The sequence below is a fragment of the Flavobacterium sp. AJR genome, from assembly GCF_002156885.1.
Classification (GTDB): Bacteria; Bacteroidota; Bacteroidia; order Flavobacteriales; family Flavobacteriaceae; genus Flavobacterium.
Genome location: NZ_NCWQ01000022.1, coordinates 14272 through 33503 on the forward strand (window position 1 = coordinate 14272; position 19232 = coordinate 33503).

The following is a 19232-nucleotide window of genomic DNA, read 5'->3' on the forward strand; positions in this document are numbered from 1 at the left end:
TATAAATCCGCAACACATGAAAAAGGAAGAACGTCAGAACGTAATTTTAGAATACCTCTCAAAAGAGCATAGAGTAACGTTAATAGAACTTAGCGAATACTTAAACGTATCCGAAGACACCGTAAGACGCGATGTAAAAGAACTTTCTGATCAGGGATTACTCAAAGCAGTACGAGGCGGTGCAGTAGCTCCATCGCCCATACCGCTACATTACAGAAATAGAGAAAAACATGACCTCGAAAACAAAAAAATTATTGCCGAAAAAGTAATATCATTCCTAAAAGATGGACAAGTAGTATTTATCGATGGCGGAACAACTTCAGTGGCTTTAGTGGCAAGTTTCCCTTACGATTTAAAAATAACAATCATTACAAATAGCTTTCCAGTTGCGGCATTAGTAGAAGATTTGCCTAATATCGAACTCATTTTTGCAGGCGGAAAAATGTGCAAAACATCATTTGCAACCTCCAGTATCGAAACAATAGATTTCTTCAGAAACTTTAGAGCCGATGTCTGCATCTTGGGAGTTTGCAGCATACATCACGAACGCGGAATTACAGGCATTATGTACGATGATTCGCAAATTAAAAAGAACATGATACAAAACTCAAACTTTATTATCGCATTAAGTTCTATCGAAAAAGTAGGAACTGCCGAAGCTTATTTTGTTTGCCCAATCAAAGACATTAATGTTCTCGTAACAAATAATGATCCCGAAGACGAACTATTAAAACCTTATAAAGACGCAGGCGTAACAATAGTCTAATACTATTTATAAGGAGCTAATCCAGCCATACACTATATCTTTGCTTGCCTAAAGAAGGCAAACAAAGGATGCCGTTACTGTCTGGGCTAGGACTCCCATTTTCCTAAAAAATAATCTAACTATAACCCGTTGGGTGTAATTACTGCGTCTATTCGCTTCGCTCGGGTCGTAAAAATTTCATTTAACACATAGAAACATAGATTTTATGTGTAAAAAAAGAACACAAAAAGAAATACATTTCTTTCACATAGCTAGTCCCGATCCCGAAGCATCGGGACGGGATGCATTTAAAATAAGTGAAACGACTTCTTTGAGAATATAAAGCCTATGTTTCTATGTGTTAAAATTAATTACACCCAACGAGTTAACTATAAATAAATCATTCAGTTACCCCACTTTCCAGAATACTTATTTTTTGATTTACACAATCTATTTCCGCCAAAACGCCGAAAGGAAGTGTAAAAGTTGGACAAGTATGACCAAAATCCATCTCGGTAATAATAGGAAGATTAGTCAGGTTCTCTTCTTTCATTATTTTCAGAATCTCAGTATTATATTCTTCGGTATATTTAGCATCATAAGGACGGCCTACAATAATTCCTTTTACACGATGCAAAATACCCTGAGCAGCATAGTTTCTTAACCAACATCTTAATGTTTCTGGCGTAGCCATATTTTCGGAAGTTTCCAAAAACAAAATACAATCATTCCATTCGTCATTATACAACCAAAATTCAGTTCCTTTTAAAAACTCCAAAACGTCCAAACAACCACCAATAAGTTTTCCTTGAACCTTTCCTTTTCCTTGCAAAAAGTTCCAGCCATTAGATGGTTTAGTTTTTCTGGTAATCTTCGATAATGAAGCATCAAACCAATCCAAGTGCTCCGAAGTCCAACCATTTTTATTAGGAACAATTTCGCCAACAGCAGCACCCGAGAATAGCGTTCGTTTAATATCCTCAATCTGATAGTCATGCATCCCTCCATTCTCTGCAAACCCTACTAAAAGTGAAGTTCCATAAAAAGAAGTTAGCCCTGCTTTTAAACATACAAAATGTGTTATTGTAGAATCTGAAAAACCTAAAAATATCTTTGGGTTTTGCCTGATAATATCTAAGTCTATATAAGGTAAAATTCTAACGCTGTCTTCACCTCCAATGTTGCTAATTATAGCCTTTATCGATGGATCAGAAAATGCTTCCATCAAATCCTCAGCACGAGCTTTCGGATTATTATATATCCAATCTGCAGGTTTCAAGGCGTTTTTTGTTTCCACAACTTCAACACCAAATACATCCTGAAGTTGTTTTTTGCCATATTCATACCTTTCTAGTAATTCTCCTGCACCACCCCAAGAAAGGGATATTGTAGCGACTTTATCGCCTTGTTTTAACGCTTTTGGTTTAATTAAATCTTTCATAAAAAACATTTTGGTAAACAAATATAAGCCTTTGCAGACCTTTGTCAAAGTTTAAAAATTTGACAAAGGTTCCATTCAATTACCTACAACAAATAACATGTTACAAACATTGCCAACGGTTTCAACCGTTGGAACGTAATACATTATCGCCATCTGTACCACACCGTTAAAACCGTGGGGTATCAGTTTGCATAAAAAAAACCTCTTGAAATTTTACTTTCAAGAGGTTTTGTAATCTAAAACAAAAATGGTTTTCTATTTCCAACCACCACCTAAATCTTTATAAATATAGACTGCAGCATTAAGTTGTTCTTTTTTAGTATCTACTAATTCCAGTTTAGCTTCCAGAGCATCACGTTGCGTCATTAAAACTTCAAAATAATCAATTCTCGCAGATTTAAATAAATCATTAGAAATATCAATCGATTTGTTTAACGCATCTACTTGTTGCGATTTTAAATCATATCCTTTTTGAAGGTTATCAATTTTAGAAAGCTGATTAGAAACTTCTAAATAAGCATTCAGAACCGTACGGTCATAATTATACAAAGTCTGAAGTTGTCTTGCATTTGCACTTGCAAACTCCGCTTTAATCGCATTACGATTAATTAATGGCGCAGCTAAATCTCCTGCTAAAGAATAAAGCAATGACTCTGGCATAGTAAACAAATATGATGGTTTAAATGCTTGTACACCTATTGCAGCCGAAATATCTAATGAAGGATAAAATTCGGCACGAGCTACTTTAACATCCAGTTTTGCAGCAACTAACTCTAACTCGGCTTGTTTAACATCTGGACGATTCGCTAACAACTGCGACGGAATCCCAGAACTAACCGATGAAGGCAACAAAGCCAAAAAGTTACTATTGTCTCTTTTAATCTCCTGAGGATAACGTGCTAACAAAAAGTTGATTTTATTCTCTGCTTCTTTTATTTTCTGAAGAATTTCAAACTCCATGCTTTTTGAAGTTAAAACTTCAGCCTGAAATTTCTGAACACCCAATTCTGTTGCTCTCGCAGCTTGCTTCTGAACTTTTACAATTTCCAAAGCATTCGTTTGCAATTTTATCGTCTGTTTTACGATTTCTAGTTGGCTATCAAGAGCTAATAATTCATAATAAGAATCAGCAACTTCTGCAATAAGATTTGTAATTACAAAGTTTTTCCCTTCTACAGTAGCTAAATATCTGCTTACTGCTGCTTTTTTAGAATTGCGCAATTTTTTCCAGATATCTACTTCCCAATTTGCATAAGCCGAAATGGTAAAATCACCTAGAGGATCTGGCGTTTCTCTACCAGGAGTTATTTCAGTAGAGGCATCACCAGCACCCTGGCTAGTATATCTCCCTACTTTCTCTACTCCTGCACCAGCCCGTACGCCAACAGTTGGCAACAATAATCCTTTTTTAACACGAATATCATTTTTGGCAATTTCTATTTCTTGCAAAGTGATATTTAACTCCTGATTGTTTTTTAGAGCAACATCTATTAAATCTACAAGATTCTGATCTTTAAAGTAATTATTCCATTTAATAGCCGACATATTTGTCGTGTCTTTCTTCTCTCCAAAAGACTCAGGAACCGGAGTCTTTGGAGTTTCTGCTACTGTTTCTGGAGTCTTGCAACTTACTACAGCAAGACAAAGCCCTAAAGCAATAGCATATTGATGTAATTTGAATTTATACATGATTGTTATCAATTTCTTCTGTTAATGGGTTTTCTTCTTCATGTTTTACCAGCTTGTGTTTTTCGGCAATTCTACCAAATATGTAATACAATCCCGGAATAACAAATACACCACAAATTGTACCTATAAGCATACCTCCGGCAGCGGCAGTACCAATGGTTCTGTTACCAATTTTACCTGGTCCCGTAGCAAAAGCAAGTGGCAATAATCCGGCGATAAAAGCAAATGAAGTCATCAAGATAGGACGGAACCTCGCTTTCGCTCCCTCCATTGCGGCTTCAAGTACAGATTTACCAGCGGCATGCCTTTGTATAGCAAACTCTACAATCAATACGGCATTTTTACCCAATAAACCAATAAGCATTACCATGGCAACCTGAGCATAAATGTTGTTTTCTAATCCTGTTATTTTTAACAGAAGGAAAGCTCCAAAAATACCTGCCGGCAATGAAAGAATTACAGATAATGGCAAAATAAAACTCTCATATTGGGCAGCTAAAACCAAGTACACAAATCCTAAACAAATCAAGAATACCCAAATTGCCTGATTACCCTGTGCAACTTCATCGGCAGAAATACCTGCCCAATCAATATCATATCCTCTAGGTAGCTTTTTGGCAGCAACATCCTGAATTACTTTAATAGCTGTACCAGAACTGTATCCTGGAGCTGCACCACCACTAATTTCTGTAGAATTGTACATATTATGTCTTGTAATTTCTGAAAGACCATATACTTTTTCTAATTTCATAAATGCCGAAAATGGCACCATTTCATCATGGTTGTTTTTTACATAAAGCTTTAAGATATCATCCGGTTGTGCACGATATTCTGGAGCAGCCTGAACGATTACTTTATAGTTAATTCCGTATTTAATGAAACTAATTTCATAGTTACTTCCCACAAGAGTCGATAACGTATTCATCGCATTTTCAATAGAAACTCCTTTTTGTTGAGCCAGATCATTATCCACCTTCATCATATACTGAGGGAAACTCGCACTAAAGAAACTAAACACGTTAGATAGCTCAGGTTGTTTATTTAATTCTTCAACAAACTCTTTATTAACAGCTTCCATTTTTTTGAAATCTCCCGAACCTGTTTTATCTAGTAAACGAAGTTCAAATCCTCCTGCAGCTCCATATCCTGGTACGGCTGGTGGTTGGAAAAACTCAATATTGGCACCTGGAATATCTTTCGATTTTTCTTCCAGTTCTGCCATAATCTCCACTACAGATTGTTTACGATCGTTCCAATCTTCTAAGTTAATCAAACAAGTTCCCGCATTAGATCCTGTACCTTCCGTCAGGATTTCATAACCTGCAAGGGCAGATACTGATTTTACACCCTCTACATCTTCAGATATTTTTTGCAGTTTTAATGCAATATCATTTGTTCTTTCTAATGATGAACCCGGAGGTGTTTGTATAATAGCATAAAACATACCCTGATCCTCATTTGGTATAAATCCAGAAGGAACTGTGCTACTAATAAGCCATGTTCCTGCACAAAATCCTAGAAGTGCAATAATAGTAACAGCTCTTCTATTTACAATTTTGGCTAATACATTTTGATATTTGCCTTGAGCAAGATTAAACTTGTTATTAAAACCATCTATAAATCTGTTTACAGGCGTTTTCTTTTTAGGTTTACCATGATTATTTTTTAACATCATTGCACAAAGTGCAGGAGTTAAAGTCAAGGCAACAATACCCGAAAGTATAATTGCTGTAGCCATCGTGATAGAGAATTGTCTGTAAAATACTCCAACAGGACCAGACATAAATGCTACAGGAATAAATACCGCAGCCATCAGGAAAGTAATTGCAACAATAGCACCCGCAATCTCATGCATTGCTTTTTTAGTCGCTTTAAAGGCTGAGAGATGTTCTTCTTCCATCTTGGCATGGACGGCTTCGATTACCACAATCGCATCATCGACGACGACTCCAATCGCCAGAACCAACGCAAATAATGTGATTAAGTTCAATGAAATATCAAAGAATGTCATGAAAATAAAAGTTCCAATTAAGGAAACTGGTACTGCAATCGCAGGAATAACTGTGGAACGCCAATCGCCCAAGAAAAGGAACACAACAAGTCCTACCAGAATAAAAGCTTCAATTAAAGTGTGAATTACTTTTTCGATAGAAGCATCCAAGAATTTAGAAACGTCATAAGAGATTTCATAATTCATTCCTTTTGGAAACTTTTGCTTAATTTTTTCAAGTTTAGCTTTTACATCTTCAATAACCTGATTTGCATTACTTCCAAAAGATTGTTTTAATACAATCGCTGCAGATGGTTTTCCATTTAAATTAGAATAAATATCATACATCGAACTACCAAATTCAACTTTGGCAATATCTTTTAAACGCAAAAGCTCTCCGTTACTATTCGATCTAACTACTATATTCTCATATTGCTCTTTTGTTGTAAAACGACCAGAATATTTTAATACATACTCAAATGCCTGAGAACGTTTACCAGAACTTTCTCCTGTTTTACCAGGCGAAGCTTCTAAACTCTGACTTGATAATGCCTCCATTACTTCATCGGCAGAAATTTTGTAAGCCAACATACGATCTGGTTTTAACCAAATACGCATTGCATATTCACGAGTACCTAAGATATCTCCTGATCCTACTCCATTTACCCTTTTTAATTCTGATAGTACATTGATATCTGCATAGTTGTACAAGAACTTCATATCGGTATTTTTATCCGTACTATAAAGGTTCACATACATTAACATACTAGGAACTTCACGCGTGATCTTTACACCTTCACGAACTACCAATGGAGGTAATTTATTGGTAACCGAAGCTACTCTGTTCTGAACATTAATGGCTGCTTGGTTAGGATCTGTTCCTAAATTAAAAACAACTTGAATACTTGCTTCACCGTCATTTCCTGCATCAGAAGTCATGTATTTCATTCCCGGAACTCCGTTTAAAGCTCTTTCTAAAGGAATAACAACCGATTTAATCATCAATTCCCCATTAGATCCAGGATAATCTGCTGTAACATTTACCATCGGTGGAGAGATGGAAGGGAATTGAGTAATAGGTAAATTCATCACCGACAATATCCCTAAAAAGACAATTATTAGCGATATTACTATCGACAGTACAGGTCTTTGTATAAATTTATTAAACATTTATTTGTATTTTTTTAATGATTAAACCACTTTGCGAAATGTAGATTTGTGAAATGTAAACTGAATACTGTCACTGCAAACTGAACACTGTAAACTGAATACTGAACACTGAACACTTCCCCCTACTCCGCTTTTAATCGTAAATTATTAATCACTTTTTGAGGAGCGATATAGCTAAATTTAATCTTATCATTATCTTTTACTTTCTGAACTCCTTCAAGTAAAATTTTATCATTTTCAGTAAGTCCACTGCTTATTACATACAGATCTGGGATTTCGCCAGTAATACTGATTTCTCTAGAACTCACTTTATTATTTTTATCTACAATAAAAACATATTTTTTATCCTGAATTTCGTAAGTCGCTTTTTGTGGAATCACAATAGCATTTTTAAGTGGTACAAGCATTTGTACTTGTCCTGTTTCTCCGTTTCTAAGTAATTTAGCCGAATTAGGGAATCTTGCTCTAAAGGCGATATTTCCTGTTTCATTATTAAATTCACTTTCGATAACTTCTACGTTTCCTTTATCTTTAAAAAGTTGTCCATTTGCTAAAACCAAATTCACTTTAGTTTCTGCACGATCTTTTACATCCGTTTGATATTGAAGATATTCTGGCTCAGAAACATTGAAATAAGCAAACATCTGACTGTTGTCTGAAAGACTTGTCAATAATTCGCCTTCATCAATAAGACTTCCAAGTTTTAACGGAATACGATCGATTGTTCCGTCAAACGGAGCTCTGATTTCGGTAAATGACAAATGTAGTTTTGCCAATGCAACCTCTGCTTTTGCAGCCTGAAGTTTTGATAATGCTACCGCTTGTTCGTTTTTAGAAACGATATTTTTGTCTGCCAACATTTTAGTATTCTGCAATTCGATTTCAGCAGCTTTTTGTTCTGCCTGAGCTTTAAGCAACTCAGCTTCATACATTTTTGGCTGAATTTTAAACAATAATTGTCCAGCTTTTACAAACTGTCCTTCATCAACATAAATATTTTGTAAAAACCCTTTTTCCTGGGCGCGGAGTTCGATGTTACGTACAGATTTGATCTGCGAAACATACTCTTTAGTTAACGAAGTGTCTATTTTTACAGGGTTTGTTACTGTAAATTTTTCAGCTTCTTCTTTTTCTTCTTTTTTAGTTGTACAACTAGTTAGGCACACAAGGGCTATTAAGCCTGTGAACAAGATAATTCTCTTCATGGTATAAAATGGAAATTAAGCGATTGAATGCTTGGAATGCAATGATTCCTTTGGATGTTAAAAAGACATCAGTAGCCATAGTTATGCACGAACAGTCATACAAGAAGAAGTACTAAATATACAACAACAAGATATGCATCATAATCACACTTTAGGTAACCGATGTATCTTGTTTATCAGATTCTTAATACTCGTTGAGTAATATAAATAGGATTTGATTGGCCACAAAATGGCGTGAAGATTTTAAAACTATTTTGATGATGGTCTAAAATAGATTGACAAGAGAGTGTCAAATACCAATTATCTAATAAGCTATAATTTCCTGTAAAAAGTTTGTCAGAAATTCCATCTTTGATATCTCCTCCAAGGTGTTCCTCGTCGATATCAAAATCGGCATCTTCAATTAAAGAACTACCTGAATCCTGATTAGTAAATTTTACTCGGTGTTTTTTCTCTAAACTATGAGAAGAAGAATTTTGATGTGTACCGGCATTAAGATATTGACCTCCGCCTAGCAGAAGCAAACTTAAATACACAAATATCACAACGATTTTTTTCATTTGGGGTCAAAAGTAAACAAAGTATTGAAACAAAAAAAGAATTTTCACTAGGCTTTAACAAGTAAAAGCCAACGAAAACGTTTTCTATTAGTTATCAAATAGTTAAATAACTCAAATCTTGTATTAATTTCTTAAAATAGTAACATTAATGATATTTTTTTAGAAATATTTTATCCCATTAGAAATTATATAATTTCACAAGTCTCTAAAGAAGAAATCTATGCTTAAATTCATTTTGCAATAGAATCTGATAAAATAATTATCACAATTAATTTAACTTAAGTTATTATTTAGAATTAAAACAATTAATAAATTAGCAAGTAATAAAACACCAACCAACTGAATATAAACCTGTAAAGAGAAGAAAATCCGTTTTAGTAATGTAAACTAGTTATAGATGAAACTATATAAAGGCAATTCAAAATCGAATATTGGTCAATTACTTATCAAAGTAGAAAAATTCAGAAAAAAATGTAGTTGGAACTACAAATATGCTTTAGGCAAGTGGGATTTTATGAAAGAGGAAAAGACCAGATATGAAAAGATTATTGAATTCATCAAAGCGTCTCCTATTAAAAAACCAAAAATACTAGACTTAGGCTGCGGATATGGAGCCCTAAATTTTTATTTAAAAGAAACTGATTATTCTACTATAACAGGTGTAGACTTATCTTCTGTAGCAATTAGTAAAGCTAAAAAACAAAATTTCATAAACTCTACTTTTATAACTGCTGATATTAATAAATTTAATACCAATGAGCATTATGATATTGTCATTTTTAATGAAGTTCTTAGCTATTTGGAAAATCAAGAAAATATAATTTCAAAATTTGTTAAGAATACCGATACCGATTATTTGATAATTTCTCTTTTTAAAAATTCAGATACTATTATAGAAGTAGTACCTAGCGAATATACATTATTAAAAAAAGTACTCGTAAAACAATCTAATGAAATCTTCTGGCATATTTATCTTTATAAAATTAAACCTAGAGTATTGAGTCTAATTCTATTCTTTTATGCAGATGTTACTGACTTAGCGCTATTCTTTTAGATTTACTTCGGTTTTATTTTTAAAAGTAGAAATTAAATTTTCTTCTCACCTATTTTACTTAATATGACAAGAATCATATTTTGTAAAAAAGCAAGGCTATAACTTTGTGTTTTCAAGAAATCAATGAAAACCCTTGCCTATATATTTTTAATAACTATGATTTTAAGACCTGTCTTTCCTGTCTTAGACTACATCATTAATTATGATTATATAGCGACTGAACTTTGCGAAAACAAAAATCAACCAGAATTAGATTGTAAAGGGAAATGTCATTTAAAAAAGGAATTAGGAAAAGCAACCGAAGATGATTCTTCATCTTCATCAGAGAAAAAGAGCTTTCCTACTGGATTAGATCTATTATTCCTGGAAAAAATCAACTCATTTAATTTTAAACTCATTTTCAAATCCATTTTGAAGAATGATATTTTGCCTATTAATCTATATTCTCATTTCAATATTGATTTAATATTTCATCCACCTACTCTTCAGTATTAATTTTCGGAATTTTTATTAATTGTCTTATCGGTAATACAAACCGACAAGCTGCTTATTATCCATTTTTAAATTTAATACTTATGAAAAATTTTAAATATTTATCTATTCTTTTTGTTGCAGTTACTCTTTTTTCTTGTTCTTCTGATAGTGATTCTACACCCGAAAAACCTATTGATGAAATATCAGGACTTACAAAAATTCAAGAATTATCTAATGATAATCATATCATCGAACTTTATTCTGAAACTGGAAAACTAACCCAAGGTTACAACCAGATTTCATTAAGAATAAAAGACAAAAACACCAATACATACATTACCAACGCTTCCTTAAATTGGATGCCAATAATGAATATGGCAACCATGCAACATTCTTGCCCTAAGTCTCTAATCGAAAAGGTTTATGGAAAACAAACGTTATACGATGGCACTATTATTTTTCAGATGGCTCAAAATGACAAGGATTTTTGGGAATTAAAAATTAACTATACTATTAATGCTGTAGATTATACTGTAACAGCACCTATAAGTGTATTTGCAGCTGAAAAACGTACTGTAAACTCTTTTACAGGAACTGATGGTGTAAGATATATTTTGGCTTACATAGCTCCTAAAAGCCCAAAAATTGGGTTGAATAATATGACCGTAGGGTTATATAAAATGCAAGACATGATGACGTTTTCTGTGGTTGATAATTTTAAAGTAAAAATTGACCCAAGAATGCCAAGTATGGGCAATCATAGCTCTCCAAACAATACCGATTTAACACAAGCGATAGCACAAGGATTTTATAACGGAAATCTTTCCCTGACTATGACAGGTTATTGGAAAATTAACCTCCAACTCTTAAATGCTTCTGGCGATGTATTAAAAGGAGAAGAATTTACTCCTGAAAATACCTCAAGCAGTCTCTTCTTTGAGATTGAATTTTAATCATTTTATTAATAACAAGATTAAGGACTAAGCAGCAACGCTTAGTCCATCCCCATTTGTGATATTATGAAAATTATAGCAACAATTCTGTTAGCAGCATTTTCAACTATTTGCTTTGCACAGAAAAAAGAAAAAGATAGTATTTCGCCCATTGATCTTAATGAAATTATTGTTATTGGAAAAAAAACGCCAGTATATCAAAAACAACCAAAATCTCTTGCGACTGTCGAAGAATATTTACAACAATCATCTAAAGTAAATATGGTACGAAGAGGCGGATATGCACTCGAACCTATTATCAATAGTATGGCTACTGAACGTACTGTTATCACGATTGATGGCATGCGAATTTTTGGAGCTTGTACCGATAAAATGGATCCTGTAACTTCTTATGTAGAGATATCAAACTTGTCTGAGGCCAATATTACTTCAGGTCAGCAAGGAAGTTGTCATGGCCCTACAATTGGCGGTGGAATTGATTTAAAACGAACCAATCTTACTCAAAGAGAATTAGGATGGAATGGGAATTTAAGAACGGGATATGAAACCAATAATCAACATAAAATCATAGGAACATCTATAGGTTACAACAATAGCTCTTTTTATATCAATACTGATTTTATGTATCGTGATGCCGAAAATTACAAAGCGGGAAACGATGAAGAAATAAACTTTTCGCAGTTTACAAAATACAACCTATCGGCAACAGCGGGTTATTATTTAAACAAAAAGAGTTTAATAGAAGGTTCGATAATTTATGATAAAGCTACAGATGTAGGTTATCCTGCGCTACCAATGGACGTTTCTTTGGCCAAAGCCACAATAACTTCGTTGCGTTATAGCTATACTCCTGCTTCTGAATATTTTACCAATTGGGAAACCAAAGTATACTTTAACACCATTACTCACAAAATGGATGATACCAAAAGACCAAGCGTCCCTATTCATATGGATATGCCAGGTTGGTCAGACACCTACGGATACTACTCTAAACTAAAGGGGAAATTTAAAAACCATCACTTCATGGCAAACCTGAATAGTTTTTATAACAAATCGGTTGCCGAGATGACAATGTATCCAAACAATCCCAAAGAAAATGCAATGTTTATGTACACTTGGCCCGATGTGCGAACACTTTATAACGGATTATATCTAGAAGATGCAATACAAATTTCCTCAAATACTGATATTAAACTTTCTGCAAACATCGGAATGCATTCTAATAAAGTGGCTGATGAATTTGGTTTACAAAGTCTACAGATTTTTTATCCTGATATGGATGCATCCAAAAATAGAATTCTGAAAAGCCTTTCTGGGAATTACCACGTGCATCACGATAAATTAGAATATGGTTTTGGTTTAGCCTACGGCGAAAGAGCACCTTCAGTTTCAGAGGGATATGGATACTATTTGTACAATAGTAATGATTTTTATGATTATGTAGGAAATCCAAATCTGAGAAACGAAAAATCATTTGAAGCTAATCTCTCATTTGGATTTAAAACCGAAAAATTTACTTCAAAATTAACTTCTTCCTTTTTCCATATTCAGGATTATATCGTCGGGAAAATTGATGCTAACATACAACCTATGACTATTGGAGCCTCGGGAGTAAAAGTATATAATGCATTAAATTATGCATCAATTTTTAATACCGATTTAAACCTAGAATATAAAATAGCCGAAAACTGGAATTTCAAAACCATGTTCGTTTATAGCTACGGAAAAGATAATGATAACAATAATCTGCCATTTATAAGTCCGTTGCGTTATTCGGGAAGCATTCAATACAAAAAAGAGAACTTTAATTTAGGATTTGGCGCTTCTGGAAATCTGGCGAAAACAAAATTCGCTTCGGTATATGGAGAAACCAAAACACCTGATTATGTAATTTTTAATTTCAATTCTGGATATACATTTCCATGGAACGATAACAAGTTAAATATTCAGGCTGGAATCGAAAATATTCTTGATAAATATTACACCACATTCTCTGATTGGAATAAGATTCCGAGACAAGGAAGAAACTTTTTTATTAATGTTTCTTATAGTTTGTTTTAAGTAATGAAAATTAGGATTCTGATTATTTCTTAATTCAGAAATGATTAATTTTGATATCAACAGTAAATAAAAATCTTGTTTACTAATAATTACTTCTGTCATTAATCGTAAGAAAGAACAAAATTATGTGGCACAAAACCAAATTAACCAAAATTCTGAAAATTAAATACCCTATTCTTCAAGGTCCATTGGGTGCAGGTTTTTCTACTGTAGATTTACTTACTTCAGTTTCAGATGCGGGAGGTTTGGGTAGTTTTGGAGCTTATACGCTTACACCACAAGAAATTCTGGAAGCTGGCAATAAAATAAATGCAGCAACAGACAAACCATATAATATTAATTTGTGGGTATCGGATGTCGATGAACGATTGAAAAATTATTCGCCCGAAAGTTTAGCAAGAATAACAACCATATTTAAGCCTTATTTCGATCAATTAAACATTCCGATTCCTGATCTAAATATTGACATTCCATCAAAATTTGAACAGCAAGTTGAAGTTCTGTTCCAGATAAAACCTGCCATTTTCAGCTTTGCATTTGGAGTTCCATCAGAAGATATATTAAACGAATGCCGTCGTTTAGGGATTAAAACTGTTGGTAGTGCCACTACCCTAGATGAAGCTTTATTTCTCGAAAGTCATAAAGTTGATGCCATTGTTGCAGCAGGATTTGAAGCTGGTGGTCATCGCCCTTCTTTTCTAAAACCCGCAGAAGATTCTTTAACAGGTACATTTGCCTTAGTACAACAGCTGAAAGCCAAGATAAAAACACCCATTATAGCCGCCGGAGGTATTGTAGATGCTAAAGGTGTTGCTGCAGCACTTACTTTAGGCGCAGATGCGGTACAATTAGGAACTGCTTTTTTAGCTTGCGATGAATCGGGTGCCACACCCGAACATAAAAAAGCATTGTTTTCTGAAGCTTCACAATATACCTTACTTTCTAAATCGCTTACTGGAAGAATGGGTAGAATGATGACCAATCGCATTGCCGAAGAAATAAAGTTTGAAACCGAAGTATTACCATTTCCGCTTCAGACAAGATTAATAGCTGCTCTTAAAACAGCTGCATTCGCTCAAGGAAAAACCGAATTGATTAATTTCTGGTCTGGACAAAATGCAATTAATCTAAAGCATACTAATGCCAAAGAATTAATGCTCTCCTTAATTAATAAAACTAATAAAATATTGAAATAAATCCATATTTAAATTCTAACCAAACAAAAATATGAATGCAAATAGTGCAGGGCAAAATAATGAAACAATCAAAAAAGTATTACCACTTATTTTGGCGACTTCTATTTTTATGCAAATGCTTGATTCTACTATTCTTAATACGTCGATAACTTCTATTGCCAAAGACTTAAACGAATCACCGCTGGACATGCAAAATGCTATTATCAGCTATGTTCTGACCTTAGCACTCTTTATGCCTGTTAGCGGATTTTTATCTGATAAATTCGGCACCAAGAAAGTATTTATGTTTGCGTTATTGTTATTTAGTGTTGGGTCTTTATTCTGTTCGCTTTCCCAAAATTTAACTCATTTGGTTTTTTCCCGTGTGATTCAGGGTATTGGAGGAAGTTTAATGACACCAGTAGGAAAGCTTGCACTTATTAAAACATTCCCTAAAAAAGAGTTATTAAAGGCAATGAATTTTGCCATTATTCCTGCCTTAATTGGTCCGGTATTGGGTCCATTAGTTGGTGGGTATATGGTCGATTATTTATCATGGCACTGGATTTTCCTGATCAATATTCCGTTTGGAATTATTGGTATTCTTTTAAGTTTAAAATACATGCCTGATTACAAATCACCTATAATCGATTTTGATTTAAAAGGCTTCCTTATCTTTGCTGCAGCTTCGCTCCTCTTGTCTATTTCTTTAGAATTATTTGGCAACACAGTTCAGTTAACACCTGTTTTACTGATCTTAATGGCAGGTTTTTTAATGTTGTATTGGTACTATCGTCATGCTGTGACTGACAAAAATCCTCTTTTCCCTTTAAATTTATTTCAGGTAAGAACCTTTCGTGTGGGCATAATAGGTAATCTCGCTACTCGTTTGGGTTTTAGTTCAATCCCTTTATTATTACCTATGATGATTCAGATTGCTTACGGTCAATCGGCAGTAACCTCGGGGTGGATTGTTGCTCCCATGGCTCTTACTGCTATGTTTGGAAAATCGGCAGTAATAAAAATTTTAAATACTTACGGATATAGAAAGACTTTAATGGTGAATACCTTTATTATCGGTGTCCTAATTTGCGCTCTTGCCATTCCATCTATTCATACATCTATCTATTGGTATGTTCCTATTATTTCGGTATTGGGTTTCTTTAACTCCATACAGTTTACCTCTATGAATTCTATTTCTATTGCCGATTTAAGAAACTATCATACAAGTAGTGGTAACTCATTAGTTTCTGTAAATCAGCAGTTGGCTATTGGTTTTGGTATTGCTTTCGGACTATTGGTTCTCAAAATTTTTCAGGGTGATGTAAAACTCATTCACAACGAAATTCACAATGCTTTTCGATATACATTTTTAGTTGTGGGCTTTTTGACAATTCTATCTGGTTTAGTTTTCAGAAGACTGCATGATAAAGATGGTGACAATTTAAAGTCAGGAATTTAACTGCATTTTTTTGCTTCACCATAGCAATAAATTACTTGACATAATTTTATAAAAAAGCCTGTAAACATAATAATTACAGGCTTTTTTATATCTCTTTTTTCTTTACTTCTGTTTATTTATCGTCGAATAAATGATTAGGCTTCATTCTTTTTGTACAAAAGCATTGACAGATAAAAATGTTAAATCAATAATTATTCTATTTTTCATGCATAAAAGATGTGCGGTTGCTATTTGGTATTTAGTCTTTCAATTATTAAAGATGAGAAACTCCTAACACCTATTTTTATACTTTCTTCATCAACTGTAAAATTAGGGGCGTGATTCATTGCTACAATCCCTTTTTCACTATTTGATCCTCCCAACAAGAAATATACTCCTGGTATTTTTTGTTGAAAATAAGCAAAATCATCATTGAAATATGGAATTTGTCCAAAATCATTTACCATCAAATTATTTCCATAAATTTTATTTAGCGATTTTATGGCTTTTTTGGTCAAGTTTTCATCATTAATTACTGTTGGATTTTCTTGTATAAAAGATAGTGAGATCACTTTTTGGGTATATTTCTCTTTGGCCAGTAACTCTTCTATTTCAGGTATTATTTTTGGCAGATTCGATTTATTGGTTTCATACAGATAGGCTTCTAAAAAAAGTTCTCCATTTTTTGAGTAGACATTAAATTGACCGTCGACAAAAAGATAATCTTTAAAAATTGTATTCTGATTCATTAATCCAATTTCAGGATCAAGCATAGATTGTATTTCCCATGGTTTTGTACCGCTTTGGTTACGAGAAAGCAAACTCTGAATTTTCGCTGTAAGCGCTTTGGTTTCGTCTTTCGACAATTCATCTTTCAATTTGATTCTGATTCGTTTTTGGTACGCAAACATTTCATTTGGTTTCACCATAATTTCCCCTACCGGCAACGCGCTTATATGTAGAGCATAAATTTCTTCGGGATTTATTTTAGAAAATAAGCCTTTGTCGATCATACCTTTTGCTCCGACAAATGTTTCTTCTTCTGATTGAAATATAAAATAAACTGTTCCTTTTAATGATGCTTTGTTTTTCGAAAGTATTTCGGCTATTCCCAGTGCAATTGCAAGATGTACGTCATGTCCGCAACCATGCTGTATTCCTTTTATTTTAGATTTAAAATCAACCTTATCAGGAAAATCATTTGGCAAGGCATCCATATCCGCTCTCCACGCAATACTTTTTCCTTTTTTTTCTCCTTTCAAAATGCCCACAATACTATACCCGTGTACATCCATTACAACTTCGATCCCTAAGTCTAACAAATATTGCTTTATGATTTCCTGGGTACGTTTTTCATTTCCTGCCAATTCGGGATTTTCATGAAAATCTCTTCTAAGTTCTACCAGCTTACCGTAAATTTTGTCAGTATCTGCCGAAATGCGTTTATGAATTGCATTTTCGACAGATAGTCCTGACGGATTTTCTTTATCTATTTGTTCTAAGTTAAAGATAAATACCAGAATAAATATTGATAGAATAAGTTTCATATGTTTGAAGGTTGTTCTTTTATAGACGGCATTAATAATATAAAGGTTACATGTTTTTAATCATTCTTTATTAAATAGCCCAAAAAGCTTTCAAATTTAGAACTCCAAATAATGCAAAAAAGGTCTATTGGTGATCTTTAAGCCACTCTAAACGTCTCTGATCTGCAAGATGTTTTACAGAAAAATTTTCGAATTTTGCTTCAAATCCGTTTCCATCAGGACAAGCTGCCATAAGTCCTACCATAACAGGGATATTATCCTGCAATGGGGCATTACGAGTCAGAATATAGTTTTTATCATCCAAAGAATAATAAATTTCTACAGCGTCTAATCTGCGTACAGCCTTAATCCATACAAAAGGAGGAACTTTGTCCAGTACATTCACACTCCAGTCGCTCTTTTCATGTGTTACAACCGTACTGATATTAAACTTACCGTCTACAAACTCAACGCCGGTTTTAATATAATTTTTTTCATCTACACGAATCATAAGTCCCATCTGGTCGAAACGGGTTTTATAATTTCCTGTTAGTTTTACTTTTGTTTCAAATTCACCTCCGTACATACTGTAATAAAATGGACCATCGTCAACAGTAAATCCATAATGCGAGATTCTCCAATAATCACTTTTTGGTGTAACCTGCATAATTAAGCTATTGTCTTTTATCTGCCATTTTTCAGGCTCATTAAACCAATGCATTTTTTCAAGACTCTGTGCATTTATTTCAGTTAAGCTCAATAAGAGCCCAATAGCTAATATAGTTTTTTTCATAAGTTTGTTATAGATTTGAAATGTTACCTTGTGCATTCCAAAATTATAAATTAATATTCTACATCAAATGGCTATAAATAACCATCAGGATACTGAAAATATTCGTGAGTTACTTGATATAAAACTATTTTCTCAGCCTTTTTCAGGTTTTTCTCAGCCTAATATGCAACTCGACGATGGTAAAATGATCGCTAAACTATACGCCAAACTAGAAAACACAATTAGTGTACTTAGCGATTTAAAAGAAAGAAAAAGTTATATTTATTCTGGCGGAATCGCTCAGCAACTGGGATTTGAACCCAAGCAAACAGCCATAAACTCTATTTGGGAAGATGAATTATTGAGCCGGGTTCATCCGGAGGATCTTCAGAAAAAATACCGACTTGAGTTTCAGTTTTTTAAGCTACTGAAGTCTATTAGTTTAAATGAGCGCCTTAATTATAATGTAATTACCAAACTGAGAATTAAAAACAACGAAGGTAAATATCTTTTGATAAAACATCGCTTACTATATCTTAGCAGCACAGATGAAGGAAATGTTTCACTAGTACTTTGCTTATACAACATGGTATATGATTATCCTGGATTTGATGTTCCTGATGGAGTGATTATTAATACCGCTACAGGGGTAATTTTAGATAGCGAACAAGGCCGTTTTGATGATTTGCTATCGATAAGAGAAGGAGAAATTATTCAGCTTATTAATTTAGGAATGCGAAGCAAAGAAATCGCAGATAAACTGTCCCTGAGCATACATACAGTAAATAGGCATCGCCAAAATATTTTTGAAAAACTCAATGTCAATAATGCCATGGAAGCCTGCAGAATTGCAAATGCCACGGGATTAATACCACGTTAGAATTTCCCCAAAAAAAAGAAGGGATAGTTTTTCAATTCAACTATCCCCTGCTTCAAATAAAACCAACAAATTAAATAATTATCATTTATTTTTTAA

The 19232-nt window shown here is 33.6% G+C and carries 15 protein-coding genes; 8 read left to right on the plus strand and 7 right to left on the minus strand.

The features are described from left to right. The first annotated feature begins 16 nt into the window (after positions 1–16). Positions 17–766 carry a DeoR/GlpR family DNA-binding transcription regulator gene (locus B8T70_RS07480; RefSeq protein WP_086894473.1) on the plus strand — a complete coding sequence of 250 codons (750 nt, stop codon included), beginning with the start codon at positions 17–19 and terminating at the stop codon, positions 764–766. Positions 767–1145: 379 nt separating this feature from the next. Here B8T70_RS07480 and B8T70_RS07485 read toward each other — a convergent pair whose 3' ends face one another. The 5 genes from B8T70_RS07485 to B8T70_RS07505 form a co-directional block, all read right to left on the minus strand. After that, positions 1146–2186 (minus strand): S66 peptidase family protein, encoded by a 1041-nt coding sequence (locus tag B8T70_RS07485; RefSeq protein ID WP_086894474.1) that lies wholly within the window; start codon positions 2184–2186, stop codon positions 1146–1148. Between the two features lie 255 nt (positions 2187–2441). After that, the gene (locus B8T70_RS07490) at positions 2442–3875 is read right to left on the minus strand and encodes a TolC family protein (RefSeq protein ID WP_086894475.1); all 1434 of its coding nucleotides are present in this window, start codon (positions 3873–3875) and stop codon (positions 2442–2444) included. Further along, the gene (locus B8T70_RS07495) at positions 3868–7035 is read right to left on the minus strand and encodes an efflux RND transporter permease subunit (RefSeq protein ID WP_039120341.1); all 3168 of its coding nucleotides are present in this window, start codon (positions 7033–7035) and stop codon (positions 3868–3870) included. Before B8T70_RS07495 ends, B8T70_RS07490 begins: the two co-directional genes overlap by 8 nt. A gap of 122 nt (positions 7036–7157) precedes the next feature. Then, the gene (locus B8T70_RS07500) at positions 7158–8240 is read right to left on the minus strand and encodes an efflux RND transporter periplasmic adaptor subunit (RefSeq protein WP_086894476.1); all 1083 of its coding nucleotides are present in this window, start codon (positions 8238–8240) and stop codon (positions 7158–7160) included. Between the two features lie 176 nt (positions 8241–8416). Continuing rightward, on the minus strand, positions 8417–8800 hold the full coding sequence (locus B8T70_RS07505) for a hypothetical protein (protein WP_086894477.1): 384 nt from the start codon (positions 8798–8800) through the stop codon (positions 8417–8419). Between the two features lie 397 nt (positions 8801–9197). Here B8T70_RS07505 and B8T70_RS07510 point away from each other — a divergent pair, with 397 nt between their 5' ends. The 6 genes from B8T70_RS07510 to B8T70_RS07535 all read left to right on the plus strand — a co-directional run bounded on the left by B8T70_RS07510 (position 9198) and on the right by B8T70_RS07535 (position 15979). Continuing rightward, the gene (locus B8T70_RS07510; RefSeq protein WP_086894478.1) at positions 9198–9854 is read left to right on the plus strand and encodes a trans-aconitate 2-methyltransferase; all 657 of its coding nucleotides are present in this window, start codon (positions 9198–9200) and stop codon (positions 9852–9854) included. 156 nt (positions 9855–10010) lie between these two features. Beyond that, on the plus strand, positions 10011–10349 hold the full coding sequence (locus B8T70_RS07515; protein WP_052250190.1) for a hypothetical protein: 339 nt from the start codon (positions 10011–10013) through the stop codon (positions 10347–10349). 80 nt (positions 10350–10429) lie between these two features. Continuing rightward, a complete protein-coding gene (locus B8T70_RS07520) occupies positions 10430–11281 on the plus strand; it encodes a hypothetical protein (RefSeq protein ID WP_086894479.1) in 852 nt (283 codons plus the stop codon). A gap of 66 nt (positions 11282–11347) precedes the next feature. Next, positions 11348–13342, plus strand: a complete 1995-nt coding sequence (locus B8T70_RS07525; protein WP_086894480.1) for a TonB-dependent receptor — start codon at positions 11348–11350, stop codon at positions 13340–13342. Between the two features lie 125 nt (positions 13343–13467). Then, positions 13468–14538 (plus strand): nitronate monooxygenase family protein, encoded by a 1071-nt coding sequence (locus B8T70_RS07530; RefSeq protein WP_086894481.1) that lies wholly within the window; start codon positions 13468–13470, stop codon positions 14536–14538. A 31-nt stretch (positions 14539–14569) separates the two neighbouring features. Further along, positions 14570–15979 (plus strand): MFS transporter, encoded by a 1410-nt coding sequence (locus B8T70_RS07535; RefSeq protein WP_086894482.1) that lies wholly within the window; start codon positions 14570–14572, stop codon positions 15977–15979. Between the two features lie 227 nt (positions 15980–16206). Here the strand turns inward: B8T70_RS07535 and B8T70_RS07540 are convergent, their stop codons facing one another. Continuing rightward, on the minus strand, positions 16207–17505 hold the full coding sequence (locus B8T70_RS07540) for a M20 family metallopeptidase (RefSeq protein WP_086894483.1): 1299 nt from the start codon (positions 17503–17505) through the stop codon (positions 16207–16209). A gap of 124 nt (positions 17506–17629) precedes the next feature. Next, complete coding sequence (locus B8T70_RS07545) at positions 17630–18277, minus strand: DUF1349 domain-containing protein (protein WP_086894491.1); 648 nt, start codon at positions 18275–18277, stop codon at positions 17630–17632. A 67-nt stretch (positions 18278–18344) separates the two neighbouring features. On the opposite strand from B8T70_RS07545, the gene B8T70_RS24180 reads away from it, so the two are divergent. Then, positions 18345–19136: a response regulator transcription factor gene (locus tag B8T70_RS24180; RefSeq protein ID WP_086894484.1), complete on the plus strand. Its 792-nt coding sequence runs from the start codon at positions 18345–18347 to the stop codon at positions 19134–19136. The last annotated feature ends 96 nt before the right edge of the window (positions 19137–19232 follow it).

Bases quoted from the DNA above. Each gene is read 5' to 3' on its own strand.
- B8T70_RS07480 (WP_086894473.1), top strand. From the start codon at position 17: ATGAAAAAGGAAGAACGTCAGAACGTAATTTTAGAATACCTCTCAAAA.
- B8T70_RS07485 (WP_086894474.1), bottom strand. From the start codon at position 2,186: ATGAAAGATTTAATTAAACCAAAAGCGTTAAAACAAGGCGATAAAGTC.
- B8T70_RS07490 (WP_086894475.1), bottom strand. From the start codon at position 3,875: ATGTATAAATTCAAATTACATCAATATGCTATTGCTTTAGGGCTTTGT.
- B8T70_RS07495 (WP_039120341.1), bottom strand. From the start codon at position 7,035: ATGTTTAATAAATTTATACAAAGACCTGTACTGTCGATAGTAATATCG.
- B8T70_RS07500 (WP_086894476.1), bottom strand. From the start codon at position 8,240: ATGAAGAGAATTATCTTGTTCACAGGCTTAATAGCCCTTGTGTGCCTA.
- B8T70_RS07505 (WP_086894477.1), bottom strand. From the start codon at position 8,800: ATGAAAAAAATCGTTGTGATATTTGTGTATTTAAGTTTGCTTCTGCTA.
- B8T70_RS07510 (WP_086894478.1), top strand. From the start codon at position 9,198: ATGAAACTATATAAAGGCAATTCAAAATCGAATATTGGTCAATTACTT.
- B8T70_RS07515 (WP_052250190.1), top strand. From the start codon at position 10,011: ATGATTTTAAGACCTGTCTTTCCTGTCTTAGACTACATCATTAATTAT.
- B8T70_RS07520 (WP_086894479.1), top strand. From the start codon at position 10,430: ATGAAAAATTTTAAATATTTATCTATTCTTTTTGTTGCAGTTACTCTT.
- B8T70_RS07525 (WP_086894480.1), top strand. From the start codon at position 11,348: ATGAAAATTATAGCAACAATTCTGTTAGCAGCATTTTCAACTATTTGC.
- B8T70_RS07530 (WP_086894481.1), top strand. From the start codon at position 13,468: ATGTGGCACAAAACCAAATTAACCAAAATTCTGAAAATTAAATACCCT.
- B8T70_RS07535 (WP_086894482.1), top strand. From the start codon at position 14,570: ATGAATGCAAATAGTGCAGGGCAAAATAATGAAACAATCAAAAAAGTA.
- B8T70_RS07540 (WP_086894483.1), bottom strand. From the start codon at position 17,505: ATGAAACTTATTCTATCAATATTTATTCTGGTATTTATCTTTAACTTA.
- B8T70_RS07545 (WP_086894491.1), bottom strand. From the start codon at position 18,277: ATGAAAAAAACTATATTAGCTATTGGGCTCTTATTGAGCTTAACTGAA.
- B8T70_RS24180 (WP_086894484.1), top strand. From the start codon at position 18,345: ATGGCTATAAATAACCATCAGGATACTGAAAATATTCGTGAGTTACTT.